This window comes from Pseudomonas sp. W17 (assembly GCF_040268305.1).
Lineage (GTDB): Bacteria > Pseudomonadota > Gammaproteobacteria > Pseudomonadales > Pseudomonadaceae > Aquipseudomonas > Aquipseudomonas protegens.
Genome location: NZ_CP158490.1, coordinates 387,220 through 412,418, shown reverse-complemented (window position 1 = coordinate 412,418; position 25,199 = coordinate 387,220). Strand labels below are relative to the sequence as shown.

The 25,199-nt window shown below is 63.8% G+C and carries 23 protein-coding genes and 1 tRNA gene; 15 read left to right on the top strand and 9 right to left on the bottom strand.

What is annotated here, in order from left to right; genetic code table 11:
* Positions 1 to 301: 301 nt before the first annotated feature.
* From ABCR88_RS01875 to ABCR88_RS01860, 4 genes are all read left to right on the top strand, one after another.
* Entirely contained in the window at positions 302 to 2,527 is a 2,226-nt protein-coding gene (locus ABCR88_RS01875; RefSeq protein ID WP_325985435.1) for an AsmA family protein, read from the top strand.
* On the top strand, positions 2,524 to 3,591 hold the full coding sequence (gene mutY, locus ABCR88_RS01870; RefSeq protein ID WP_350404046.1) for an A/G-specific adenine glycosylase: 1,068 nt from the start codon (positions 2,524 to 2,526) through the stop codon (positions 3,589 to 3,591). Before ABCR88_RS01875 ends, mutY begins: the two co-directional genes overlap by 4 nt.
* Positions 3,588 to 3,860 (top strand): oxidative damage protection protein, encoded by a 273-nt coding sequence (locus ABCR88_RS01865; RefSeq protein WP_011058732.1) that lies wholly within the window; start codon positions 3,588 to 3,590, stop codon positions 3,858 to 3,860. Before mutY ends, ABCR88_RS01865 begins: the two co-directional genes overlap by 4 nt.
* Before the next feature lie 105 nt (positions 3,861 to 3,965).
* Positions 3,966 to 4,041: transfer RNA gene (locus ABCR88_RS01860), tRNA-Phe, on the top strand.
* Between the two features lie 326 nt (positions 4,042 to 4,367).
* On the opposite strand, the gene ABCR88_RS01855 is transcribed toward ABCR88_RS01860, so the two are convergent.
* The gene (locus ABCR88_RS01855; protein WP_350023506.1) at positions 4,368 to 4,826 is read right to left on the bottom strand and encodes a carboxypeptidase regulatory-like domain-containing protein; all 459 of its coding nucleotides are present in this window, start codon (positions 4,824 to 4,826) and stop codon (positions 4,368 to 4,370) included.
* Positions 4,827 to 5,076: 250 nt separating this feature from the next.
* The gene (locus ABCR88_RS01850) at positions 5,077 to 5,418 is read right to left on the bottom strand and encodes an isochorismate lyase (RefSeq protein ID WP_232643953.1); all 342 of its coding nucleotides are present in this window, start codon (positions 5,416 to 5,418) and stop codon (positions 5,077 to 5,079) included.
* A 122-nt stretch (positions 5,419 to 5,540) separates the two neighbouring features.
* Between ABCR88_RS01850 and ABCR88_RS01845 the strand changes: the two genes are divergently transcribed.
* Together ABCR88_RS01845 and ABCR88_RS01840 are read left to right on the top strand one after the other, a co-directional pair.
* Positions 5,541 to 5,870 carry a hypothetical protein gene (locus tag ABCR88_RS01845; RefSeq protein ID WP_350404045.1) on the top strand — a complete coding sequence of 110 codons (330 nt, stop codon included), beginning with the start codon at positions 5,541 to 5,543 and terminating at the stop codon, positions 5,868 to 5,870.
* A gap of 49 nt (positions 5,871 to 5,919) precedes the next feature.
* Complete coding sequence (locus ABCR88_RS01840) at positions 5,920 to 6,897, top strand: alpha/beta fold hydrolase (RefSeq protein WP_325985433.1); 978 nt, start codon at positions 5,920 to 5,922, stop codon at positions 6,895 to 6,897.
* Here ABCR88_RS01840 and gltS read toward each other — a convergent pair whose 3' ends face one another.
* The 3 genes from gltS to ABCR88_RS01825 are packed head-to-tail and all read right to left on the bottom strand — an operon-like array spanning position 6,898 to position 9,841.
* Positions 6,898 to 8,106 (bottom strand): sodium/glutamate symporter, encoded by a 1,209-nt coding sequence (gltS, locus tag ABCR88_RS01835; protein ID WP_011058726.1) that lies wholly within the window; start codon positions 8,104 to 8,106, stop codon positions 6,898 to 6,900.
* Positions 8,107 to 8,158: 52 nt separating this feature from the next.
* On the bottom strand, positions 8,159 to 9,097 hold the full coding sequence (gene hutG / locus ABCR88_RS01830) for a formimidoylglutamase (RefSeq protein ID WP_325985432.1): 939 nt from the start codon (positions 9,095 to 9,097) through the stop codon (positions 8,159 to 8,161).
* 18 nt (positions 9,098 to 9,115) lie between these two features.
* A complete protein-coding gene (locus tag ABCR88_RS01825) occupies positions 9,116 to 9,841 on the bottom strand; it encodes an IclR family transcriptional regulator (RefSeq protein WP_019093890.1) in 726 nt (241 codons plus the stop codon).
* A gap of 259 nt (positions 9,842 to 10,100) precedes the next feature.
* On the opposite strand from ABCR88_RS01825, the gene ABCR88_RS01820 reads away from it, so the two are divergent.
* Positions 10,101 to 10,511, top strand: coding sequence for a hypothetical protein (locus tag ABCR88_RS01820; protein ID WP_011058723.1), 411 nt, complete (start codon positions 10,101 to 10,103; stop codon positions 10,509 to 10,511).
* An 82-nt stretch (positions 10,512 to 10,593) separates the two neighbouring features.
* On the opposite strand, the gene ABCR88_RS01815 is transcribed toward ABCR88_RS01820, so the two are convergent.
* The 3 genes from ABCR88_RS01815 to gabP form a co-directional block, all read right to left on the bottom strand.
* A complete protein-coding gene (locus ABCR88_RS01815) occupies positions 10,594 to 10,914 on the bottom strand; it encodes a hypothetical protein (protein WP_011058722.1) in 321 nt (106 codons plus the stop codon).
* A gap of 358 nt (positions 10,915 to 11,272) precedes the next feature.
* Positions 11,273 to 13,303, bottom strand: a complete 2,031-nt coding sequence (locus tag ABCR88_RS01810; RefSeq protein WP_350404044.1) for a hypothetical protein — start codon at positions 13,301 to 13,303, stop codon at positions 11,273 to 11,275.
* 186 nt (positions 13,304 to 13,489) lie between these two features.
* The gene (gabP, locus tag ABCR88_RS01805) at positions 13,490 to 14,881 is read right to left on the bottom strand and encodes a GABA permease (protein ID WP_015633814.1); all 1,392 of its coding nucleotides are present in this window, start codon (positions 14,879 to 14,881) and stop codon (positions 13,490 to 13,492) included.
* 566 nt (positions 14,882 to 15,447) lie between these two features.
* On the opposite strand from gabP, the gene ABCR88_RS01800 reads away from it, so the two are divergent.
* The 5 genes from ABCR88_RS01800 to ABCR88_RS01780 all read left to right on the top strand — a co-directional run bounded on the left by ABCR88_RS01800 (position 15,448) and on the right by ABCR88_RS01780 (position 19,691).
* Positions 15,448 to 16,221, top strand: a complete 774-nt coding sequence (locus ABCR88_RS01800) for an ABC transporter ATP-binding protein (protein ID WP_011058719.1) — start codon at positions 15,448 to 15,450, stop codon at positions 16,219 to 16,221.
* A gap of 13 nt (positions 16,222 to 16,234) precedes the next feature.
* Positions 16,235 to 16,987, top strand: coding sequence for an ABC transporter substrate-binding protein (locus ABCR88_RS01795; RefSeq protein WP_011058718.1), 753 nt, complete (start codon positions 16,235 to 16,237; stop codon positions 16,985 to 16,987).
* Between the two features lie 65 nt (positions 16,988 to 17,052).
* A complete protein-coding gene (locus ABCR88_RS01790; RefSeq protein ID WP_011058717.1) occupies positions 17,053 to 17,745 on the top strand; it encodes an ABC transporter permease in 693 nt (230 codons plus the stop codon).
* Entirely contained in the window at positions 17,745 to 18,434 is a 690-nt protein-coding gene (locus ABCR88_RS01785) for an ABC transporter permease (RefSeq protein WP_041115257.1), read from the top strand. Before ABCR88_RS01790 ends, ABCR88_RS01785 begins: the two co-directional genes overlap by 1 nt.
* 48 nt (positions 18,435 to 18,482) lie before the next feature.
* The gene (locus ABCR88_RS01780) at positions 18,483 to 19,691 is read left to right on the top strand and encodes a methyltransferase (RefSeq protein WP_350023502.1); all 1,209 of its coding nucleotides are present in this window, start codon (positions 18,483 to 18,485) and stop codon (positions 19,689 to 19,691) included.
* Between the two features lie 285 nt (positions 19,692 to 19,976).
* Here ABCR88_RS01780 and ABCR88_RS01775 read toward each other — a convergent pair whose 3' ends face one another.
* A complete protein-coding gene (locus ABCR88_RS01775) occupies positions 19,977 to 21,560 on the bottom strand; it encodes an amidohydrolase (RefSeq protein WP_350023501.1) in 1,584 nt (527 codons plus the stop codon).
* Positions 21,561 to 21,843: 283 nt separating this feature from the next.
* Between ABCR88_RS01775 and ABCR88_RS01770 the strand changes: the two genes are divergently transcribed.
* The 3 genes from ABCR88_RS01770 (at position 21,844) to ABCR88_RS01760 (ending at position 25,199) form a co-directional block, all read left to right on the top strand.
* Positions 21,844 to 22,761: a LysR substrate-binding domain-containing protein gene (locus ABCR88_RS01770; protein WP_011058712.1), complete on the top strand. Its 918-nt coding sequence runs from the start codon at positions 21,844 to 21,846 to the stop codon at positions 22,759 to 22,761.
* Between the two features lie 148 nt (positions 22,762 to 22,909).
* On the top strand, positions 22,910 to 24,001 hold the full coding sequence (locus ABCR88_RS01765; RefSeq protein WP_350404042.1) for an ABC transporter ATP-binding protein: 1,092 nt from the start codon (positions 22,910 to 22,912) through the stop codon (positions 23,999 to 24,001).
* Positions 24,002 to 24,086: 85 nt separating this feature from the next.
* Positions 24,087 to 25,199 carry an ABC transporter substrate-binding protein gene (locus ABCR88_RS01760; RefSeq protein WP_350404041.1) on the top strand — a complete coding sequence of 371 codons (1,113 nt, stop codon included), beginning with the start codon at positions 24,087 to 24,089 and terminating at the stop codon, positions 25,197 to 25,199.

The window sequence follows — 25,199 nt, the reverse complement described above, 5'->3', positions numbered from 1 at the left end:
TCTGCGACGACCTTGGCACGCGGGCGCGGTCGTTTTATTGAGTAAAGCTCCATTTGGGCAGACGCGACATTAAGTCGCACAAGGGCGAACGAACCGCGAGAGGTTACCATTTGCGACAAACTAAAAAACCAAACTGACATTACCTTTTTTCCCGCAACTGCTTCGCCCGCAGGCCAGGCCACCGGCAAAAAAATGGCCGCCACGACGAAAAAACCTCTAACTGCAATGGGTGACCAGTCGTCAGGTTCAGAGCGTTATACTCCCTCGCTAAATTTTGAATTCGACATACAAGGACTCGCCCATGAAAGCGTTCGGCAAAATCCTGGGTCTGGTAATTCTCGGGCTGTTGCTGATCATCGTGGCTCTCGGCTTCGCCTTGACCCACCTATTTGATCCCAACGACTACAAAGACGAGATTCGCCAGATTGCCCGCGACAAGGCCCACATCGAGCTGACGCTCAATGGCGACATCGGCTGGAGCCTGTTCCCCTGGCTGGGCCTGGAACTGCACGATGCCGGCGTGGCCACCCTGGCCAACCCGACCCAACCTTTCGCCGACCTGCAGATGCTCGGCCTGTCGGTCCGGGTGTTGCCGCTGCTGCGCCGCGAAGTGCAGATGAGCGATGTGCGTGTCGAAGGCCTGAACCTGCGCCTGACCCGCAACAAGGACGGCCACGGCAACTGGCAGGACATTGGCAAGGCCGCACCGACCGACAAGCAGGCCGAGACTCCGGCCGCCAGCACCGGCGAAGCCAGCCAACCACCAGCCGGCGCGGACAAACCCGCGCAGCCGATCCGCCTGGACATCGACAGCCTGACCGTGAACAACGCCCGGGTTGAGTACAACGATGAACAGACCGACAAGCAGTTCACCGCCGAAAGCATCCAGCTGAGTACCGGGCCGATTCACGAAGCCACCAACACCCCGGTCAAGCTCACGGCCTTCCTCGCCAGCAGCCAACCCGCAGTGCGCGTGCGCACCGAACTCAATGGCGAACTGCGCTTCGACCGCGCCCTGCAGCGCTACCAGTTCGAAGACATGCGCCTGTCCGGCGAAGCCGCCGGCGACCCGTTGCAAGGCAAGACCCTGACCTTCGCAGCCCAGGGCCAGCTGCTGCTGGACCAGGCCGCCAACGTTGCCCAGTGGACCGGCCTGAAGGTCTCTCTCAATCAGTTGCGCGCCCTGGGTGAGCTCAAGGTCAACGACCTGGACAAGACCCCGCAGATCAGCGGCGGCATCTCCATTGCCCAGTTCGACCTGGCGAGATTCGTCGACAGCATCGGCCAGACCCTGCCCGCCATGGGTGAAGGCAGCCTGAGCAAGGTCGAGCTGGTCAGCCGCCTGCAAGGCACGCCCACCAGCCTGGCACTGGAAGACCTGAACCTGAAGCTCGACGACAGCACCTTCAGCGGCCGCCTGGCCATCGAGGACTTCGACAAGCAATCCCTGCGCGCCCAGCTCAAGGCTGACACCTTCAATGTCGACCGCTACCTGCCGCCCAAGTCCGCCGAAGCCAACAGCGCGGCATCGGCACGCAAGGCCGAAGTGCAGAGCAGCGAAGCCGATGCCATGGCCGGAGCCGGCAGCACCCCGCTGCCCAACGCACCGACCAAGGGCGCCTGGAGCACCGACCGCCTGCTGCCGGTGGAACGCCTGAGCAAACTCGACGTCGATGCCGACCTGAGCTTCGGCCAACTGACCCTGGACAAGCTGCCGATCCAGAATGCCGCACTCAAGGCCTCCGGCCAGGGTGGCCTGCTCAAGCTTTCCAGCCTGCGCGGCGAGCTGTACAACGGCAGCTTCGATGCCAGCGGCAACCTCGATGTGCGCCAGAGCACACCGCAGTTGAGCTTGCAGACCAAGATCAACCGGGTGCCGGTGGAACGCATCCTCGAAAGCCAGGGCCAGAATCCTCCGGTCAAGGGCCTGGTGACCCTGAACAGCAACCTCAGCGGCAGCGGCAACAGCCAGAAGGCATTGATCGACAGCCTCAACGGCACCGCCAGCTTCGTCATCAACAACGGCGTGCTACTCAACGCCAATATCGAACAGCAGCTGTGCCAGGGCATCGCCGTGCTCAACCGCAAGAACCTCAGCAGCACGCCACGGGGCAAGGACACGCCCTTCCAGGAGCTCAAGGGCAACCTGACACTGCGCAATGGCGTGGCCAGCAACCCGGACCTGAAAGTGCGCATCCCCGGCATGACGGTGAACGGCAACGGCGACATCGACCTGCGAGTGCTGGGCATGGACTACCGGGTCGGCATCATTGTCGAAGGCGACCTGCGGGATAACCCGGACCCGGCCTGCCAGGTGGGCGAGCGCTTTACCGGCATCGAGCTGCCGCTGCGCTGCCGCGGCCCGCTGGAGCTGGGGGCCAAGGCCTGCCGCCTGGACAAGGACGGCCTGGGCCAGGTAGCAGCCAAGCTGGCCGGTGACCGCCTGCAGCAAAAGATCGACGAGAAACTGGGGGACAAGGTCAGCCCGGAACTGAAGAACGCGCTCAAGGGGCTGTTCAAGCGATGAGAGCCGAGGCCTTTTCAACGGCGGTGCTGGACTGGTACGACCGCCACGGCCGCCATGACCTGCCCTGGCAGCAGGACATCAACCCGTATCGGGTGTGGGTCTCGGAGATCATGCTGCAACAGACCCAGGTCAGCACCGTGCTCAACTACTTCGACCGCTTCATGGCCTCGCTGCCCACGGTGCAGGCCCTGGCCGAAGCCCCGGAAGACGAAGTGCTGCACCTGTGGACCGGCCTGGGCTACTACACCCGGGCGCGCAACCTGCAGAAGACCGCGAAGATCGTCATGGCCGAATACGGCGGCGAGTTCCCCAGGGACGTGGAAAAGCTCACCGAGCTGCCGGGCATCGGCCTCTCCACCGCTGGCGCCATCGCCAGCATCGGCATGGGCCTGCGGGCGCCGATCCTCGACGGCAACGTCAAGCGGGTGCTGGCACGCTTCACCGCCCAGGAGGGCTACCCCGGCGAACCCAAGGTGGCCAGGCAGTTGTGGGCCGCCGCCGAGCGCTTCACCCCCCACAGCCGGGTCAACCACTACACCCAGGCGATGATGGACCTGGGCGCGACCCTCTGTACCCGGAGCAAGCCCAGCTGCCTGCTGTGCCCCCTGGAGCGCGGCTGCGAAGCCCACATGCTCGGCCTGGAGACTCGCTACCCGATTCCCAAGCCACGCAAGGAAGTGCCGCAGAAGCGCACCCTGATGCCGATGCTGGCCAATCGCGAAGGCGCCATCCTGCTTTACCGGCGGCCCTCCAGCGGCCTCTGGGGCGGGTTGTGGAGCCTGCCGGAGCTGGATGGCCTGGACGACATCCAGCACCTGGCCCTGCAGCACTCCCTGGAACTGGGCCAGCAACAGCAGATGCCCGGGCTGGTGCACACCTTCAGCCACTTCCAACTGGCCATCGAACCCTGGCTGATCCGGGTCGAAGAGTCGGCCCTGCACGTCGCCGAGGCCGACTGGCTCTGGTATAACCTCGCCACCCCGCCGCGCCTGGGCCTTGCCGCCCCGGTGAAAACACTGCTCAAACGCGCGGCCGAAGTCTTGAATGCAGGAGAGTCGTCATGACCCGCACCGTAATGTGCCGCAAGTACCAGGAAGAACTGCCGGGCCTGGAGCGCCCTCCCTACCCGGGGGCCAAGGGCCAGGATATTTTCGATCACGTCTCGGCCAAGGCCTGGGCCGACTGGCAGAAACACCAGACCCTGCTGATCAACGAAAAGCGCCTGAACATGATGAATGCCGACGATCGCAAATATCTGCAGGGCGAGATGGACAAGTTTTTCTCCGGCGAGGAATACGCCAAGGCCGACGGCTACGTGCCGCCGGCTGAGTAAAGCTGTTGAAAATCGGGGGTGGAACGTAAGCGACGGTAATAATTAAACATTTTTTTCAAAACTTGCTTGACGCCCCCCTGAAAAACCCGTTTAATGCGCCCCGTTGCCCAGATAGCTCAGTCGGTAGAGCAGGGGATTGAAAATCCCCGTGTCGGCGGTTCGATTCCGTCTCTGGGCACCACCTTCAGCTTTCAGGTGGTGTTTACATCACGTGAAAGCAACCAAGAAACCCGCCTAGTGCGGGTTTTTTGTTGCCTGTAATTCAGCCCCTCCCCGTATAACCTGCATCGCCAGGAGTGTTGCACTCCGGCAGAAATACCCCGACACCCCATGACCCGACTCAAGTCGTGACTTGCTGGCACTCTCCTTAGTTTGCCAACCCTTCAGGCTGCCCCTGGGCCACATCGAGCAGGGCCACGCCATCACCGAGCAGCAATTAAGGTTTTTTTTCATGCCTGCAATTGGCCGTTACCCAGGCTCAGCACCGGGCAACATTCCAGCCCTCACTCAATAGCCGTTGTTCCAGTGGACGTTGAGATCACGCATGGTCGCCACGCCCATGTCGACCATGCTGCGCTGTTCCAGCCCTTTGCGGGTGGTGATGACCTGGAATTTGCCGGCCGGCAACTGCACGAAGACGATCGGCCCCACTCCGCTCAGGCTCAGCACCTCATGCCCTTGCGGGTTCTGGATCAGCACATCGACATCCGAGGTGTATTCATTCCCTGAGCCGACGGAAAAGGTCATGTGCAGGTTGTAACCCTTGGCCTGCTGAATGGCCCGCGACTCGTCCAGGCCGATGCCGCCGCTGACATAGGAAATACCGTTCTGTTGCAGCGGCTCCAATTGCACGCCAGCCGGGTCGATCGGCTCATTGCTGGAGGAGGCGGAGCGCACGCTCACTGGTGCGGCCAATAGCAGCACCGCGATAACACCTGACAGGACACTCATAGAAAAGGACTTCATGATGACCACTCCCGGGTTCGTCTCGAACCACTGAATGGGACGCCACCGTCAGGCCTCTGGCCCCGGGACGGCAGCGCCCGGGTCTCCCCTGCTTTCTTGAATGGCCAGGCCATGTCTCAGGCCAGAAGCCGAATGAAAACCCTCGCTCGCCTTGTGCAACCAGGCTCGCCCATAGCTCCTGCTATTGAGTGTAAAACCTGACACAGGGCGGTTTAGATCGATTCGGCGTGAGGCCTTTAACCAAAGGTACCTAGGCTAGGGGACCAGCCCCTCGGCTCGGAGCCTGCGCCGCCTGCCAATGCCTCATCTCCTCGGCGATGAAGTGCTGCACCAGATCGCTGTACATCTTCTCGATGGCATCCGGGTTCAGGCCTTCGGCCGCCGCCCAATCGCGACGAGTGGCCAACATGGCTTTGAAACGCTCCTCGGCGCGCACGGTGGCCGCCGAGGTCTTGAATTTCGATGCCGCCAGTACGTACTGCAAGCGCGCGCCGAGCAAGGCGATGACCGCTCGATCCAGGGCATCGATTTCCCGGCGGATATCGTCCATGTCCTGGCATTGTTCCGGACTCATCTGATTCTTCACTTCCATGCTCAAGGCTCCATCGACGAATAGGGATACCCGGGCTCGACCGGGCCCGGATTATTCCCATGGGCCCGCCTGGGAGTAAAGTTGCAGGCATCCGCCCATCCGGGCGCAAAGGAACTGTTCTTGTGAACCAGAAGCGAACCCGAGTCCGCCTGCCCCATCCCCAGCCCGGCAAGACCCGCAGCGGGGCCTGGTTTTTTTTGCTGATCGGCAGCGTGCTGCTGGCACTGACTGCGCTGCTGGGCTGGACCCTGGTAAGCGCGCTGCTGGACGGGCAGATCGTCACCAGCAACCGCGCCGGCCCAAAGCTCGCCTACAGCCAGGCGTTGCAGCCCACCAAGTTCTATATCGAGCTGCTCTGGCAAGGCACCAGCACCCTGTTGCTGGGTACCCTGGCAGTTGCCGCGCTGTGGATCGCCCGGGTATTAATGAACGCACAAAAAAATCGTCGCTGAACGCCAGGGGTCGCTCCGGCCCGTTACAGCCGCCAAGGAACAACCGCCCATGTCCCTGCTGTCCTCGCCCGACCTGCCTGCCGCCCGCCCCGCCACTGCCGAGCCGGCGCCCGGCCCCAGTGAACGCTTCAGCGAAGTGGCGGCGGACGGTTTCCGCCTTGGCGGCTTCAGCTGGCGCCACGCGCAAGCCGATCCGGCGCGCGCAGTGGTGATCATCAACGCCGCGACCTCGGTGCGCTGCCGCTATTACTTTCGCTTCGCCGACTACCTGTTCGCCAACGGCTTAGACGTGATGACCTACGACTACCGCGGCATCGGCGAGTCGCGCCCGGCCTCGCTCAAGGGGCTCAAGGCATCCTGGTCGGATTGGGGCGCGCTGGATTTCGAAGCCATGCTGCAACGCGCCCGGCGCGAGTTTCCCGGGCAACCGATCGACGTGGTGGGCCACAGCTTCGGCGGCTGCGCCCTGGGCCTGGCGGCCTCCGCCGGGGTGATCCGCCGCGCGGCCACCATGGGCGCGCAGTTCGCCTACTGGCGCGACTACGTGCCCGCCCAACGCTGGCGCATGCTGGGCAAGTGGCATGTGCTGATGCCCCTGCTGACCCGCCTGTACGGCTACTTCCCCGGCAAGCGCCTGGGCTGGATGGAAGACACCCCCGCCGGGGTGGTCCGCGACTGGGCCACCCCGCATCCACGCTACGAAGGCCGCCCCAGCGGCCGCAGGCTGGCCGCAGAGCGCAGTGGGCAGCCCTTCGCCCAGGTCAGCGCCCCGATCCTCGCCATCAGCGTCAGCGACGACCCCTTTGGCACCGTGGCAGCCATCGAGCGGCTACTGGGCTACTTCGACAACAGCACGCGCACCCATTGGCGCATTCGCCCCGAGGACATCGGTGAGGTCGAGATCGGCCACTTCGCCTTCTTCCACAGCCGCTTCGAAAGCCGGCTCTGGCCGCTGCTGCTGCACTGGCTGCAGCACGCAAGCCCGGCCCCGAACAGCCCAGGGCAAGAGCTGACGCCGGGGCGCTGATCAGGCAAAGGCGTTGATGAACCAGGTGATCAGCGGGATCGCCACGATGTCGATCAATACCGCACCGCACAGCGGCACGATGATGAAGGCCTTGTAGGAAAAGACCTTGTAGTGATCACAGATCGCGCCCATGTTGGCCACCGCATTGGGCGTGGCCCCCAGGCCGTGCCCCATGAAGCCGGCACACAACACCGCCGCGTCATAGTTGCCGCCAAACAGGCGGAACAGCAGGAACACACACAGCAGCACCATCACCAGCACCTGCACCACCAGGATCACCAGCAGCGGCAGGCCGAGCTGTTCCAGTTCCCAGAACTTCAGGCTCATCATGGCCATGGTCAGGAACACCCCCAGGCATACGTCGCCCAGGGTGCTCACGGCGCTGTCGGGGATGTCGATGATCCGCGCCCGGTCATTGAGATTGCGCAGGATGATCGCCACGAACATCGCCCCCACGTAGCTTGGCAGGACGATGCCCAGGTGCTCGTTCAGCGCGCTGCCGATCCAGAAACCCAGCACCATGATCAGCAGAATGCAGGTCAGCAGGCGCAGCAGGGTCGGCGCATCCAAAGGCGCCACCGAACCCTGGGCAGCGCTTTCCAGGTGCTGCAGGGTACTGACCTGATCGGCCTGGATCTGCAGGCGGTTGCGCTCGATCAGCCAGCGCGCCAGCGGGCTGCCCAGCAAGCCGCCGGCAACCATGCCGAAGGTGGCCGAGGCCAGGGCCGCCGTGGTGGCCCCCACCGCCCCGAGGTTTTCCGCGATCGGGCCAAAGGCCGCCGCCGCGCCAAAGCCACCCTCCAGGGACACCGCACCGGCCATGATGCCCAGCAGCGGGTCGATGCCCAGCGCCTTGGCGGCACCGACCCCCACCAGGTTCTGCAGCAGCGCCAGGGACCAGCAGGCCCCCAGGTAGACGAACAGGATCTTGCCGCCACGACGCAGCAGGCCGAGGCTGCCCCCCAGGCCCACGGTGGTAAAGAACGCCACCATCAAGGGCGTCTGGATCGCGGTGTCGAGCTTGATCGCCAGCAGTTGCTGATCGCGCAGCAGCCAGACGATCAGGGCAAAGCCGAAACCGCCGATCACCGGCGCCGGGACACAGAGCTGGGTCAGCCAGCGGCTGCGTTTCTTCAGCTGGGCTCCCACCCCCAGCAGGATCAGGGCCAGCGCCAGGGTGGTCAGCGCGTCCAATTCAAAAGTCGGCATGGCAAACATCTCTTCTTGTCATTGTGGTGTTGCGCGGCGAGGGGCATGCCCCTCAGTGAATCAGGCTGGCCAGCAGACGCGCGGCCACGCGGGCGGTGCGCTGGTCCTGGTCGAGCCCGGGATTGAGTTCGGCAATGTCGGCCACGCGCAATTTGCCGCTGGCCCGAGCACGGCGTACCAGGTGCTCGACCACCTGCACATCCACCCCATAGGCCGAGGGCGCGCTGACGCCGGGAGCCTGGCTGGCCGGCAGCACATCCAGGCACAGGGTCATGTAGAGCACGTCGATACCGTCGAGAAAAGTGTCCAGGCAGGCCTCGACTGCCGGCAGGTTCCAGCCCTGCATCTGCCGGTCCAGCAAGTAGCGCACATCGAGCTCCCGGGCTTGCTCGAACAGCGCCTGGGTGTTGCTCAACTCGCTGACCCCCAGGCAGCAATACTCGAAAGGCATGCCGGCCTGCCGGCAGTATTCGGCGATCTGCCGGAACGGCGTGCCCGAACTGCTTTGCGGCGCATGGCGCAGATCGAAGTGGGCATCGAAATTGAGAATGCCGATGCGCGGGCAGGGCTGTTGGCGGCGCAGGTGATCGGCCAGGCCACTGAAGCTGGCAAAGGCGATTTCATGACCACCGCCCAGCCCCAGGGCCAGGTGCCCCTGTTCGAGCAACAGGCCGAGGCGCTCGGCGTAGCGCTGCTGGGCGCTTTCCAGGTGGTGGTCGGTGCAGGTCACGTCCCCTGCGTCGTACAGCGGGCCGGTGCCGTGCCAGGCCAGGTTGGCCAGGGCCGCGCGCAAGGCTGCCGGGCCCTGGCTGGCACCGGTGCGCCCCTGGTTGCGCTTGACCCCTTCGTCACAGGCCAGCCCGAGCAAGGCGATACCCGCCGGCTGCTGTTCGGCCCAGGGCTGCACCCACTGGTGCCAGCGCCGGGCGGCAAGGCCTTCGGTCAGGTCGATACGACCCTGCCACAGGTGCATGGGGGCGGTGCTGATCATGGTCTTGCTCCAGTCAATTCAATCCAGTCGGGCGCTCAGGCGCTGGGCCGCTTCGCGGGTCCAGCGGATCAGCCGCTCACTGCGCTGTTCGGCGCGGAACGCCGGGGCCATGAGGCTGATGGCGCCTTGCAAGCGGTCACGGCTGTCCAGCAAGGGCGCGCTGACACCCCAGATGCCCAGATCGATCTCGCTCAGGCTCACCGCATGCCCGGCGGCGCGAATGGCCCCGTAGCTGTCCAGGTGCGCGGCGAAATCCGCCTCCTCGACGCCCTGCTGGCGCAGGATCGACAAGCACAGCTCAGGCTCCATGTAGGCCAGCAACACCTTGGCCGAGGCGCCCAGCAGCAGCGGCTGCGCCAGGCCTTTCTGGTAGCAGCAGCGCAAGGGCTGCGGGCTGTCCACCAGCTCGATGCAGATCGCCTGCCCGTTGCTTGGCACCATCAGCGCGACGCTTTCCTGGCTGAGTTCGGCCAGACGGTTGAGCTCCGGCTTGGCCAGGGTCACCAGCAGGCCTTCGCGGTCGAACTTCTTCGCCAGTTGCAGGCAAGCAGGCCCGGGCAGGTAACGGCCCTGGCCATTGTCCTGGGCCAGCCCCCAGCGCAGCAGGGTCTTGAGGTGGCGATAGGTGCTGCTCAGGGGCTGCTGCAGGTTCAGCGACAGCTCCTTGGCAGACATGGCCTCCGGGGATTGCCCCAGGGCCACGAGTATTTGCAGCAGACGGTCAGTGGGCGTGTGGTAGTGCATAGCGGCCTCTTGCAGCCATGGTGCATGGAGTTTCCCGGCAAATGAAATCAGATTCCCAGACAGTGGGAAAAGGCTGCAAAAAACCTATGGCACAGGTGCTGCGCCGCAATGGACCTCGGCCCATGCAGGATCGTCGGTACTCGCCTTGAGGCCTTGGCGGGTGCCAGCGCAGCGATTTGCTGGCATCCTTTCCCGCCTGACCGGCCGTTCGCCCCGAATCCGCGAGCGCCGCCCCTTTGCGCAACAAGGTAAGACGCCCATGGCATCGATCGACAAACAACACAAACGTGCCGCCCGGGCAAAGGCCAAGGCCAAGCAGAACCGCGCCAAGCGCACTGCACCGACCTCGGAGCTGGAACTGGACCCCAACGACAGCCGCATCGACTTCGAATCGGTGGACCTGACCGAGCTGTTCGTGAAGATGCGCGACGCCGAGAAAACCAGCCAGCAGGCGCTGTGCACGGTCTTCCTCTCGGACCCGCTGCTGGAACTGGTCTATGAGCAGGAGGGCGAACAGGGCGCCACGGACTTCATCCTTGCGGCGCTGATCGAATACCGTAACTGGTCCACCGAGGCCGACGAGGCCACGGCCCTGGCCTGGATCGAGTCCGAGGCCTTCCAGGCCGACTACATGGCCGCATCCCAGGCACTGTTCAGCGCCGAAGGCTGAGTTTCTTCCGGGCATGAAAAAAGGGCGCATTCAGCAATGAATGCGCCCTTTTCCGTTTCAGCTAAACAGCCTGGCGTGATGCTCAGGCAGCTTCCAGCCGAGGGATTTCCATGCCGATGCGCGAGCTGGCGAAGTTCAGGTCGCCGCTGGCGATGGACTGGGCCTTGAAGCCTGCGCCGATCAGGTCGCGGACATACAGCTTGTTGTAGATGAACATGAACACCAGGTTGCTCAGGCCGAAGGTGAACATGGCCAGCAGGAACATGATGGCAGCCCATTTCCAGTCGGCGCGGAACAGTGCCGGGATGAAGCCGAAGAAGAACACGGTCCAGGAGAAACCAACTGGCGCTTCCTTGATGGCTCCGGTGTTCGGGTTTTTGAAGATGATTTTAGTGAACGCCATGCGCGTCTCCTTGCCGCCCTTTCTTTAAGGGACCAATGGCCGGGCGATCACCATTGAACCCTGAATGCTCGTTCTTCGAGCCGGGACTGTCAGGCAGGCGCTGACACTCAGGAACCATGGCGGCTACGCAGGGAACAAGGGACAGAAGCAGAAGGCGGATTCAGGGCCCCGACAAGCATTCAATCCCTTGCAATACAGCGCTATTCCATAGCTCCTCTCACGCTGGCACGCAAGAGCTCTTATCGAAGAGCGCGCAGGCTACTATTTCGCCAGCGGGCTGTCCATGAAACGCCATGTAACAAGTCACAAATCCAGTAAAAAGGCCACCGTCAATGCTGACGGCAGCCTTTTTTGCCTTTCAGAACGCCAAACTCTCAGAACCGGCATCCCCTGCCGGGGCCTTCGTCAGTGCCTGGTGGTACTGCTCGGCGCTGATTTCGCTGAGCGTCGCGTAACCGTCGTACTGGTAGAAACGCTGCTTGTCCCGGGCATAGCGCTGGGCAACAAACTCCAGGCTGGCCAGGTCGATGCGCTTGGCACTCACCGGCCGCCGGCCACAGAACAGCTTGCGCGTGCCCAATTGCAGAAAGTCCGGATGTGGAACCATCACTTCCTCCGGGCTGAATTCCACCTCCAGCGGTTTGCCGGCAGCAAACATCAGTGTCGCGGTGAAGGCGTAGCTGCCCATGACGCGAGTGTGCGCCGGGTCGAGGGGCTTCTTTCTTGCGCCGTAGTAATACACCGCCCCCTTGTCCCGGGCCCAGCCATGCCCGCATGACTCGAAGCTGGCCAGATCCACTTTGGCCATAGGCTCGGGCACCTGATAAAAGACACTGTGGCAAAAAACCCTCTGGCCATCTGTCAGGTACGGGCCGCCCAGGGCACGGTAATGATCGGCGCAGGCCGAAGAGAATCGCTCCGGCACCCGGGTCTCGGCGCGATGAAAGGGGATCAGGTACAAGCCATTGGCGTCGCCACACAGGTGTGTGTCCAGCAGCTTGAAACTGCCGGCATCCAGACCATTGATGGGGCGGCCATGGAAGTGCACCTGGCTCCCCAGCTCGAACCCGGAGCCGATGGAACGCAAGGCCTGGGCCGTTGACCCCGATGGTGCCTGCAAGCGATGCCACCAATAATCTTGCAACTGCGGATGCGCCTCGAAGTACGCCGACCACTCTTGCAGCATGGTGGCATCGATCACCCCATCCGAACCGAGCGGGCCGTGCCTGTCACCCACCAGCAACGGCGAATAGCTGCCTTCGCCACGCTCCAGCTGGGCCACCACAAAACTCTCTACATCCACGTCCAGCGGCTTGCTGCGCCGGTAGACGCGATGCCGGTCAGCGTAGTAGTCGAACCCCAGGTGACGGAAACTCGGGCCATCGGCACCACGCAGGCGGGTGCCATTGCAGTAGACGAACTGATCGTCCACGGCAAAGTACGGGTCCGCCGCTTCACTCTGGCTCAAGATCCGGCCACCGGCATCGAACACCGACTGAACACGGTTCAGCAGGCGGAAGTCACCGACATAGCGCAGGGTTTTTCCGGTCAGGTAATAAGCCCGCCGTGCGTCCTTGGCGTAGCGCTCGTTGAGCACGCTGAAAGTCGCCAGATCGACGTTGTCGATGCGGTAGAAATACTCATAGGCGATGCTCGAGCCCTGCTGCGCCTGGACGATCACCGAATGCCCATCCGTACCCCAGCGCCAGGCCAGCATCTGGAAGCCATCCGGATTGGCAATCGGCAACGGCGAACCGTCCTTCTGATGCAGCACAACGCCGCCCCGGCAGACCTGGCCGCTGATCACTTGATAAGCCGGATGGTTGGTACCGCGCACCTGCTGCTCCGCGCTGGCGATCGCCCGGGCGCCGAGGAAGACCTTGTCCCCGTCACTGAACAGTACCGACCCCGCAGGCCAGTTTTCTGGCACCGGGTGCACAAGCGCCAGGCGCTCAGGCTGCGCGCCGTCGATCACCTCCTGCCCGTAGTCATGACAGAAGTAGGCACGGCACTGATCACGCCAATGGTCATGGCCCAGGCTCTGCAAGCCCCGACACACACGCACCGGCAAGGCTTGCAACGGGTGGTAGCCATGACGCGCGAAGTAACGGGGCAACGCATAATAATCGGCCCGCGCATCACGCAGCAGGTGCCGATGAACACGATGTCGCCAGAGCGGCTCGCCCTCTACCAGGGGGGAAGCCGGGAATTGCTCGGTCGCGGCCTGGCAAGCCTGCTCAGCCGGGGTCCGCCCTTCACGCTGCAGCATGAGGTACACGTCCCGGGCTCGCTCCTCCACCAACAGCGACCCCTCTACGAAGGCGAACCCTTGATGCCATTCGAGGTCGAGCAGTTCCCACTCGGCATCATCCATATCCAGGTCTTTCATCGCTGCATCCCAAGCTAACCGAGTGGCGGATTATCAGCAGGCGCCCCGGGTGGGTAAAGCGTCCCGTCGCCAGGCCGCGAGCGAGCCTCTGCCCGCCACCAGCAGCCCCCCCAAGTTGCATCCGGACATGAAAAAGGCCGCGGTCATTTCTGAGCGCGGCCTTTTCATAAAGAGCGGAGCAAACCGTCAGTTCAGTGCCAGGGCACCATTGCGCTCGGCCTTGCGCCGACGGGCCACCAACAGGCCCGCAGCGATGACGATGACACTGAGCAGGCCAGTGGCGAGGATCTCCACCCGGTGCTCTTCCTGGAACAGCATGATGCCCAGCACCGCGACGATGAACACGATCACAGCGTAAGTCAGGCCCGGGAACAGCCACATGCGGAAGGCGATCTTCTCGCCGGCAGCCATGCGCTTGTGGCGCATGCGCAGTTGCGAGACGGCAATCACCAGGTACACCAGCAAAGCGATGGCGCCGGAGCTGGCCAGGAGGAATTCGAACACCGCCGCCGGAGCGACATAGTTGGCGAACACCGCGAGGAAGGCCGCAGCGGTGGACAGGATCACCGCCCAATAAGGCGTGCCGCTGGCGTTGGTGCGCTTGGCGGCGGCCGGGGCATCGCCACGCTTGCCCAGGGAGAACAGCATGCGCGAGGCAGTGTAGAGCGCCGAGTTCAGGCAACTGGTCACGGCCACCAGCACCACCAGGTCAACGATCAGCTTGGCATTGGGGATGCCCATGCGGTCGAGCACGGTCTGGTAGGAGCCGACCTGAGCCAGGCTCGGGTCGTTCCACGGCACCAGGGCCACAACGATAAAGATCGATACCAGGTAGAACAGGCCGATCCGCCAGATCACCGAGTTGGTGGCCTTGGAGATCTGTTTGCCCGGGTTATGGGATTCCGCCGCAGCGATGGTGACGATCTCGGTGCCCATGAAGGAGAACATGGTGGTCAGCATGGCGGCCAGCACCGCGCCCATGCCGTTGGGCATGAAGCCTTGGGTGTCCACCAGATGCGAGACGCCGCTGACCTGGCTGTTGGGCAGTAAGCCGCAAATGGCCGCCAGGCCGAGGATCACGAAGCCGATGATGGCTACCACCTTGATCAGGGCGAACCAGAACTCGAACTCACCGTAGTTCTTCACGCTGAACAGGTTGGTGGCGGTCAGCAGCAGGGTGATCACCAGAGTGAAGACCCAGATCGCCACGTTGGGGAACCAGGCATGCAGGATGGTCGCGGCAGCGTTGGCTTCCAGGGGAATCACCAGCACCCAGAACCACCAGTACAGCCAACCAATGGTGAAACCGGCCCAGTGGCCGATGGCGCGGTCCGCGTAGGTGGAGAACGATCCGGTGTCCGGCGAAGCTACGGCCATTTCCGCCAGCATGCGCATCACCAGCACCACCAGGGTGCCGGCAGCAGCATAGGCCAGCAGCACAGCGGGGCCGGCTTCGGCGATGGCGTGGCCGGAGCCGACGAAGAGGCCTGCGCCGATCACGCCGGCAATCGACAGCATGGTCACATGCCGCGGTTTGAGCCCCTGTTCGAGGTCATTGGAGAGTTGCGTACCGCTCATGAAAAGCACCTTTGCAACGAAAAAAAGAGTAACTCCACCCGGTCTGCATTCGTTCTCGTAAAAAGAATCCAACAGGGCGTTCTTTATATCGCACGCAAGAATTGCGCCAAAATGTTACAGAACCCCGGGCAACAAGGGTTGGCGAGCCGACCGATGGAAATCCCAAGTCATTGAGAACAATGGCATTTCGCCATTTCGTTACCGGCCGACTCACTTGCAGGACGAGATGGCGCACCAAAAACACACCCGAAAAGCAGTCGATGAGCGATTAGAGTGCAGATCCATGACCTTTGGCCCGTTAACCCTTCCAACACCCGGCCAAAGCTGGCACCATCGCGCCTTTTTTTACGCGACACCTACCGGATTTCAGGCGGATCCAGGGTTCAAACAGGCGTTCGGTTGTTGATGGGGCGACAGTCTTCTGTGCTGATGCGACAACCTGCCACACACCGTCTGTTTACCTCCGGTAGCGCTGTTGGCTGCGCTTGGAACCCTATGCTAGCTTGGCGCCTCGCCAGGAAGGCCGCCCAACAGCAGGAGCACAATGAACTCAATGAGGACCGCACATGGCTGAGGCCACGCCCGCGCTTGAAATCCGCAACTTGCACAAACGCTACGGCACTCAGGAGGTACTCAAGGGTATCTCGCTGACCGCACGCGACGGTGACGTGATATCGATCCTGGGTTCCTCCGGCTCCGGCAAGTCCACTTTCCTGCGCTGCATCAACCTGCTGGAAAACCCGCACCAGGGCCAGATCCTGGTGGCCGGCGAAGAGCTCAAGCTCAAGGCCGCGAAAAACGGCGAGCTGGTAGCCGCCGACGGCAAGCAGATCAACCGCCTGCGCAGCGAAATCGGGTTCGTCTTCCAGAATTTCAATCTCTGGCCGCACATGAGCGTGCTCGACAACATCATCGAGGCGCCACGCCGGGTGCTGGGCCAGAGCAAGGCCGAGGCCATCGAAGTGGCCGAGGCGCTGCTGGCCAAGGTCGGCATCGCCGACAAGCGCCACGCCTACCCGGCACAGCTGTCCGGCGGCCAGCAGCAACGCGCCGCCATCGCCCGGACCCTGGCGATGCAACCCAAAGTCATCCTGTTCGACGAGCCGACCTCGGCCCTGGACCCGGAAATGGTCCAGGAAGTCCTCAACGTGATCCGCGCCCTGGCCGAAGAAGGCCGCACCATGCTGCTGGTCACCCACGAAATGAGCTTTGCCCGTCAGGTCTCCAGCGAAGTGGTGTTTCTGCACCAGGGTCTGGTAGAAGAGCAAGGATCGCCACAGCAGGTCTTCGAGAACCCGCTTTCGGCACGCTGCAAACAATTCATGTCCAGCAACCGCTAACGGAGCTACACGCATGCAGAGCTATAAGAAAATCCTCCTGGCCGCTGCCGTCACCCTGGCCTTCAGCGCCAGCGCTGCCGCCGAGACCCTGAAGATGGGCATCGAAGCAGCCTACCCACCGTTCAACAACAAGGATGCCAGCGGCCAAGTGGTCGGCTTCGACAAGGACATCGGCGACGCCCTGTGCGCCAAGATGAAAGTCGAGTGCACCGTGGTCACCTCCGACTGGGACGGCATCATTCCGGCCCTGAACGCGAAGAAGTTCGACTTCCTGATCTCCTCGCTGTCGATCACCGATGAGCGCAAGCAGGCGGTGGACTTCACCGACCCGTACTACTCCAACAAGCTGCAGTTCATCGCTCCCAAGGCCAAGACCGACTTCAAGACCGACAAGGCCTCGCTCAAGGGCAAGATCATCGGCGCGCAACGGGCGACCCTGGCCGGCACCTGGCTGGAAGACAACCTGGGCGACGACATCACCATCAAGCTCTACGACACCCAGGAAAACGCTTACCTGGACCTGACCTCCGGCCGCCTGGACGCGATCCTGGCCGACAAATACGTCAACTACGAGTGGCTCAAGAGCGACGCGGGCAAGCCTTATGAGTTCAAGGGCGAGCCTATGGTGGAAAGCGACAAGATCGGGATTGCCGTGCGCAAGAAAGATCCACTGCGCGAGAAGCTGAATGCCGCCCTGAAAGAAATCGTGGCCGACGGCACCTACAAGAAAATCAACGACAAGTACTTCCCATTCAGCATCTATTGATACTGACTTGCCTGACCGGCGCTCGCCCCCTGGGCGCCGGTCCTTAGCAAAGCCATCCAGACCCCATGAATATCGATCTCTACGGATTCGGCCCGGCGCTCGCCGCCGGCGCGCTGATGACCGTCAAGCTGGCCCTCTCGGCGTTATGCCTGGGACTGGTGCTCGGCCTGCTCGGCGCCTTGGCCAAGACTTCCCCGTACAAGCCACTGCGCTGGCTTGGCGAAACCTATTCGACCATCGTGCGCGGCGTCCCGGAACTGCTGTGGGTGCTGCTGATCTACTACGGCACGGTGAACATGATGAGCGCGCTGGGCGAGCATTTCGGCAACCCCGATCTGGCCCTCAGTCCGTTTCTCGCCGGGGTGATCGCCCTCGGGCTGTGCTTTGGCGCCTATGCCACTGAAGTGTTTCGTGGCGCGATCCTGGCCATCCCCAAGGGCCACCGCGAGGCCGGCACCGCGCTGGGCCTTTCCAAGTTCCGGATCTTCAGCCGCCTGATCCTGCCGCAGATGTGGCGTATCGCGCTGCCGGGCCTGGGTAACCTGTTCATGATCCTGATGAAGGACACCGCGCTGGTGTCGGTGATCGGCCTTGAAGAAATCATGCGCCACGCGCAGAACGCCGTGACCTTCGCCAAGCATCCCTTCACCTTCTTCATGGTCGCGGCCTTCATGTACCTGGGCCTGACCGTGCTGGCCATGACCGGCATGCACTTCCTGGAAAAACGCGCCGCCCGCGGCTTTGTGAGGACGACGTAATGGAATGGGAAGTCATCTACAAATGGCTGCCGAAGTTCATCCAGGGCGCGACGCTGACCCTGGAGCTGGTGGGCATCGCCGTGATTCTCGGCCTGCTGCTGGCCATCCCGCTGGGCATCGCCCGCTCGTCCAAGCTCTGGTACGTGCGCGCCCTGCCCTACGCCTACATCTTCTTCTTTCGCGGCACGCCGCTGCTGGTGCAGCTGTTCCTGGTGTATTACGGCCTGGCGCAGTTCGATGCGGTGCGCGACAGCTTCCTGTGGCCCTACCTGCGCGACCCGTTCTGGTGCGCCACCGCCACCATGACCCTGCACACCGCGGCCTACATCGCCGAGATCCTGCGCGGCGCCATCCAGGCCATTCCCCCCGGTGAGATCGAAGCCGCGCGGGCCCTGGGCATGTCCCGGCCCAAGGCGCTGTTCTACATCATCCTGCCGCGGGCGGCGCGCATCGGCCTGCCGGCCTACAGCAACGAAGTGATCCTGATGCTCAAGGCCAGCTCCCTGGCCAGTACCGTGACCCTGCTGGAGCTGACCGGCATGGCGCGCACCATCATCGCCCGCAACTACCTGACGGTGGACATGTTCTTCACCGCCGGGGTGTTCTACCTGTTGATGTCGTTCATCCTGGTCCAGGCCTTCCGCCAACTGGAACGCTGGCTGCGGGTCGACGCCTGCCAGGGACGCTGACCCTCTCCCGCTCCCGCCAGGGAGCGGGCCTGCCCCGGACTCAACACCATGCCCGCCATCCTCCAAGGCCCCGCGCTGCTCGATCGCTTCCAGGCCCTGGACGGCTTCCTGCTTGAACACCAGGATCTCTGGCGGCCTCGTCCGTTCCAGTATCTGCACCTACCCTGGGAAACCTCCTACCCGGACCTCGCCCAGTGGCTGCGCCGGCGCACCCTGGAAGACGCCGAAGCCACCCACAACCACCCGGAACACCTCCAGGCCCCCGCCCCTTTCTGCGAGTTGGCCGCGCGCTCCCGGGCCCTGTCTGCCGTGGCTGAATGGCCCGGCCAGGCATTGCCGTCCCTGCGCCAGCGCCTCAGTGTCGACGTCCCCGGCCGCAAATGGCAGCAGATCGAAGCCTTCGCCGGCCGCCTGCACTTCACCCAGGCAACCGAGCACTGGCTCGACTGGTGTTCGGGCAAGGGCCACCTGGGGCGGCGCCTACTGCAGCCCGGACAACAATTGACCTGCCTGGAATACGACCCGGCGCTGGTGACCAGCGGCGCACAGCTGAGCCAGCACCACGGCCTGCCTGCCCGGCACCTGCACCAGGATGTACTGGCCGCCGACGCCGCCCGCCACCTCGATGCCCGACACACCCCAGTGGCCCTGCATGCCTGCGGCGACCTGCATGTGCGCCTGATCCAGCTCGCCAGCCAGAACGGCTGCCAGCAACTGGCCATTGCCCCTTGTTGCTACAACCGCACCAGCGCCAGCCACTATCAGGGGTTATCCACAGCGGCCCAGGCATCACACCTGCAACTGTCCCTGGAGGACCTGGCCCTGCCCATGAGCGAAACCGTCACCGCCGGCGCCCGGGTGCGGCGCCAGCGCGACAGCTCCATGGCCCGGCGCCTGGCTTTCGACCTGCTGCAGCGGCAAGTGCGCGGGGTCGATGAATACCTGCCCACCCCGTCGCTGCCCAGCCACTGGCTGGACAAGCCCTTCGCCGACTACTGCCGCGACCTTGCCGCGCTCAAGGAGTTATCCACAGTGGGCCAGCCAGACTGGCCGGCACTGGAAGCCGCCGGCTGGCAGCGCCTGGCCCAGGTGCGCAACCTGGAACTGCTGCGCGGCCTGTTCCGCCGGCCATTGGAACTGTGGCTGGTGCTGGACCGGGCATTGTTTCTGCAACAGCAGGGCTACCAGGTACGCCTGGGCACCTTCTGCCCTGCGCACCTGACCCCGCGCAATCTGCTGCTTCTGGCGGAGCGTTGAGAGCCTGCGACGGCCTGTCGCGACCTGTGGATAAGTCTGTTGATGGAATTCAATGAAAGCCCATGAAAGCGTGGCCTGGAGCCAAAAACAGAGGCTGGTCATTTTTTGTTCACAAAATAAACCGTCGAAAAAACAGCCAGTTGCGCAAGGAATGAGAAACGGTCCACAAAACTGGCCCGTCCAGGCCCTGGCAACCCATCCGTTGTGCATAAACACCTGAACGAACGGGCATAACGCCCTCTCGTCCAGGCCGTTTCCACAGGCTCTGTCACCTCCTGCCGCGGGCTATTCGTCCGCTCGCGCCGGGATCCACCATTCTTCGCCCCGGGCGGTACTGATGTACTCCGGCCAACGGAAATCGTGGGGCACCTTGAAGTCCTCGGGCAGCAGTGGCGCCTGCCAGCGAGTGCCGCCGATACCGCCACCGGTGCGCTCGACGAACTCGGCCTTGGCCGCACTCAACAGGGCTTCGTCGGTCAGCAGGTCCACCAGGGTCGCGGCAATGGTCTTGGCCGCCACTTCGATCATCGGGTCGATGGTCTGGCGGATGCCGCCCAGGGCGTTGGACACCCAGTCCGGATAGACCGTGCCAGCTGGCGCACTGAGCATCGGTCGGGCCACCAGCAGGCGCACGGTGGGGCAGTGCCAGGTGTATTCCGGGTAGTCATCGGAGGTCAGGTAGTTCTGCCAGGCGGGCATTTGCAGGCGCATCTGGCGCTCGCATTCCTGGGGTTCGATCAAGGCTTCGGTGGCCGGCAGAAATGGCCGTTCCATGGCTTCGAGGCCAAGGTTGCGCTGGATTTCCCGAGCGATCTCCCGGGCTTCTTCGTCCCACTGTGGAGCGCCCACCGCCGCCAGGTTGTCGTAGGTGGCCTGGGCCATGACGTGGTTGGGCAGGCCGCCCCGGGACTTGCACACCCAGGTCTTTTTCCAGCGGCAGCCGGTGGCCATGGCCGCCGCTGCGGCGTTGTTGTCCATGACCTGGGAGATGGTCTCGGCGTGCTCGATGGAATCGCAGCGCAGCAGGTACTGGATCTGCGACAGGTGCGGCGGCAGGTTGTCCGCGGTGGCCTGGCCGGCGGTGAGGATCGCTTCGTTGTAGCTCCACAGGCCGGTGAACGGCAGGGTCGAACGGCGCAGGCTTTCGTTCAGGGTGTAGAAATGCACCAGGGCGTCGTTGGCCCCCGGCGCCCGGGCCGCCAGATGGTTCTGCGGGATCGGGCTATAGCGATCGGCGGCGATCCAGTTCTGCGGATCCTCGCAGGTAAAGCTGTAGATGTAGGCGTAGGCGATGCCGCAGTGGGTGTCCCAGGTGGTGGTGTTGTTCAGCGGCAGCATGTAGGTGGGGTGGAAGCTGATGGCGGCATCCAGGTCATCGTAGTAGCCCTTGGCGGCGTGGACCGGCTTGGAAGCGCGGAGCTTTTCCGCCGGCTCGCCGAAGAACCTGATGCTGCCCTGCAGGCCGAATTCCACCATGGTCGCCTTGGCCGCCAGGGCCCCGCCGAGGGCGCTGATGCCCAGGGCCGAGTGCGGGTCGGTGTGCCCCGGAGCGAAGCGCGACAGGCCATCGCGCGGCTGCTTGCGGGTAGTGGCCGCCTGGCAGTTGCCTGGCACTGCGTCGTATTCGCCGTAGGTGGCCAGCAGCGGTCCCTGGCCCTGGGTAAAGGTGGCGCAGAAGGCCGTGGGCATGCCGCCACTGCCGCGCTCGACGATGAAGCCCTCGGCCTCCAGCAGCTCGACATACCAGGCGCAGGACTTGTATTCACGAAAGGCCGGCTCGGCGTAATGCCAGATGATCTGGTGCCAGTCCGACAGTTGCTGGCGGTGGCGTTCAACCCAATCCATGGCGAATTCTTTGTAACGGGACATCCGCGGCACTCCTGGTTTTCCAGGTTCCGGCCGGCCGGCGCCAGGACGCCACAGCGCCCCCACTCGGCCTGCGGGACCTCTTGTTGTTATTAGGCTTGTCCGGTCGGCTAAAGGCCGGATCGAGGCTCAGTATTGGTGAAGCACCGATTACATCAATCGAATTTTTTAGGCGGCAATGTCAAAGTAAATTGACCAGTTTGCCGAGAGGGCGGCCCATACTGCGCCGCACTATGTGCGGAATACGAACGCCGTCGAACACAGGTTCCCTTGACCCGGAGGTTGTATGCGCTACCCCTCGATCACCGCCCTGCGCGCCCTCGACGCGGTCGCCCGACTGGGCAGCGTCACTGCTGCCGCCCAGCAACTGAGCCTGACCCGCAGCGCCATCAGCCACCAGATCATCAGCCTGGAACAGAGCCTGGGTTTTGCCCTCACCGAACGGGTCGGGCGCGGCATCGGCCTGACCTACCAGGGCCAGTGCTATGCCCGGGAGGTGCGGCGCATCCTGGCCGACATCCAGGACGCCGGGCGGCGTTTCGACGGCCTGTCGGTGTCCGGAAAACTGCGCATCAGCTGCAACCCGGGGTTCGCCAGTTTCTGGCTGTGCAATCACATCAACGGTTTCCTGCGCCAGTACCCCCAGGTGCAGTTGCAGGTGGTCAGCCCGCGCTCCCAGGACGACACCAGCGACGCCGAAGCCGACCTGTTCATCGCCTATGGCATCGGCGACTGGCCGGGGCTGCTGGTGGAGCAGATCGTTACCCTGCGCTTCTCGCCGGTGTGCAGCCCACGCCTGATCAACGCCATCGGCGGCCTGAAGACCCCACTGGACCTCAAGGACTTCCCGCTGATCCACATGAGCGACACCAGCGACTGGCGGGTCTGGCTGGCAGCGGCGGGCGCCAGCCAGGTCAACGCCGACAGCGGCATCACCTTCTCCGATGCGCACTGTGCCCAGTCGGCCTGCATCGCCGCCCAGGGCGTGGCGATTGGCGACAACCTGCTCAGTGGCGACGCCCTGGCCCGGGGCCTGCTGGTGCGCCCGTTCGACATCAGCATCAGCGCCTTGCGCGGCTACTTCCTGGTGATCGACCCGGCCAAGGCCGAGCGCTCGGTGGTCCAGGCCTTCAGCGCCTGGTTGAAGAACCAGTTGCAGACCAGCGCCCAGCACATCTCGGACGCCCCCTCCGGCGAACCCTGAGGCCTCGCGACTGGGAAATTTCACTCACCAATGAGACAAAAATTATTCCATTGATGTGGCGTTGCTTTTCACAATAATGAGCCGACCGCCTGCTGTTCCGACAATAAAAATTCCATAGCGCAGGCCGGCTTTGCGGGAGATCTCCGTAGTGTCCAGCAGTCCCTCGACTCAACTCAGCGCCCAAGGAATCAGCCAGTTCTACGGCAACTTCACTGCCCTGGACGGCATCGACCTCGACGTTCGCCAAGGCGAATTCCTCACCCTGCTCGGCCCCTCGGGCTCCGGCAAGACCACCCTGTTGATGATCCTCGCGGGCTTCCTCACCCCCAGCGCCGGCAAGCTGCTGGAGCGCGGCATCGACATCAGCCGGCGGCCGGCGGAAAAACGCAACTACGGCATGGTGTTCCAGGGCTACGCGCTGTTTCCCCACATGAGCGTGGCCGACAACGTCGCCTACCCGTTGCGCATCCGAGGCGTGAAAGCCGAGGAACGCCAGCGCCGGGTCAAGCACATCCTCGAAGTGGTGGGCCTGGGCGCCCACCTGAACAAGAAGCCGTCCGAACTTTCCGGTGGCCAGCAACAGCGCGTCGCCATCGCCCGGGCCCTGGTGTTCGAGCCAGACATGCTGCTGCTCGACGAGCCGCTCTCGGCCCTGGACAAGAACCTGCGCGAGCAGTTGCAGACCGAGTTGCAACGCATTCATCGCCAGGTCGGCACCAGCTTTGTCTTCGTCACCCATGACCAGGGTGAAGCCCTGGCGCTGTCGACCCGCATCGCCATCTTCAACCAGGGGCGGCTGGCACAGATCGACACCCCGGAAACCATCTACGACCGCCCGCGCAACCGCTTCGTCGCCGAGTTCCTGGGCAAGATGAACCTGTTCCCGCTGCAGGGCATTTCCCGCAACGGCAACCAGGCCAGCGGACGCTTTGGCGACAGCCCGCTGCAGGCCACCACGTCCGGGGAGATCAGCAGCCAGCCGCAATTGCTGGCAGTACGCCCGGAACACATGACCCTGCACACCGAGCGCCCGCAAGCCGGCGAGCACAACGTGCTGCCCGCCTGCCTCGGCGAGCGGGTGTACCAGGGTTCCAGCACCCACCTGGCGTTGAACATCAGCCCGGAACTGGCACCGGTGAACCTCTCGGTGCCCGGCGACCACCCCGGCGCCCGATTGCCCAGCGGCACCCCGGTGTGGCTGAGCTGGCCGGTACGCCACAGCTTCCTACTGGAAGCCTAAGCCGGCCGCTCCCCCATCGCGCACAGCTCTCCCATAACAATAATCGGCCGGCGCGCCCTGCACCGGCCTCGCGAGGACTTGCCCCATGAGCCAGCACCATCAACGCGACTGCATTGAAATCCTCATCGAAAAAGCCCGCGGCGGGCAGGTCAGCCGCCGCACCTTCCTCCAGGCCATAGGCCTGCTGGCGGCGGTGCCCCTGGCATTGCGCAGCGGTATCAGCTGGGCCGCCGACAAGCCCCTGGTGGTGGTCAACTGGGGCGGCGACGCACTCAATGCCTTTCGCAGCGCCTGGACCGACAGCTTCACCAAGAGCACCGGCATCCCGGTGCGCATCGACGGCGCCGGCCCCACCGAAGGGGCCATCCGTTCGCAGCTGGCCAGCGGCCGGCCGAGCTGGGACGTGGTCGACGTGGACAGCTACAGCGCCATGACCCTGGGCCGCGACAAGGTCCTGCAACCCCTGGACTACAGCGTGGTGCAGCGGGACCTGGTGGCGCCGTCGCTGTCCCACGAGCACGGCATCGCCGGCTACCTGTTCAGCTACGTGATCGCCTGGGACAGCCAGAAGTTCGGCGACAACGGCCCCAAGGACTGGGCGGACTTCTGGAACGTGGAGAAATTCCCCGGCAAGCGCACCCTCTACAAGTGGATGAACGGCATGCTCGAAGCCGCGCTGCTGGCCGATGGCGTGGCCGCCGAGCAGTTGTACCCGCTGGACGTGCCCCGGGCCTTGCGCAAGATCGATGAGCTCAAGCCCCATGTCCTGTCGTTCTGGGGCTCGGGCGCCGAAAGCCAGCAGTTGATGATCGAAGGCGAAGCCTCCATGGGCGCCATCTGGCACACCCGCGCCACCCTGCTCCACGAAGACAGCGGCGGCCGCATCAAGTGGGGCTTCGACCATGCCTTCCTCAACGCCAGCAGCTGGGGCGTGCTCAAGGACAACCCCGCGGGCACCGCACCGGCCATGCAGTTCATCCAGCACGCCTTGCAGCCGGCCGGGCAACTGAAGCTGTTCGAGGCCCTGGGCAACGGCCCGTCCAACGCCGCCACCCAGCAATTGATGAGCGCCGAACAGCGGGAGATCAACTGCGCCTCCGAAGCCAACATGAAGAAGCAGATCTTCCTCGACACCCAGTGGTACGCCGACCACTACTCCAGCACCCTGGAGCAGTACCTGACCCACCTGTCCAAATGA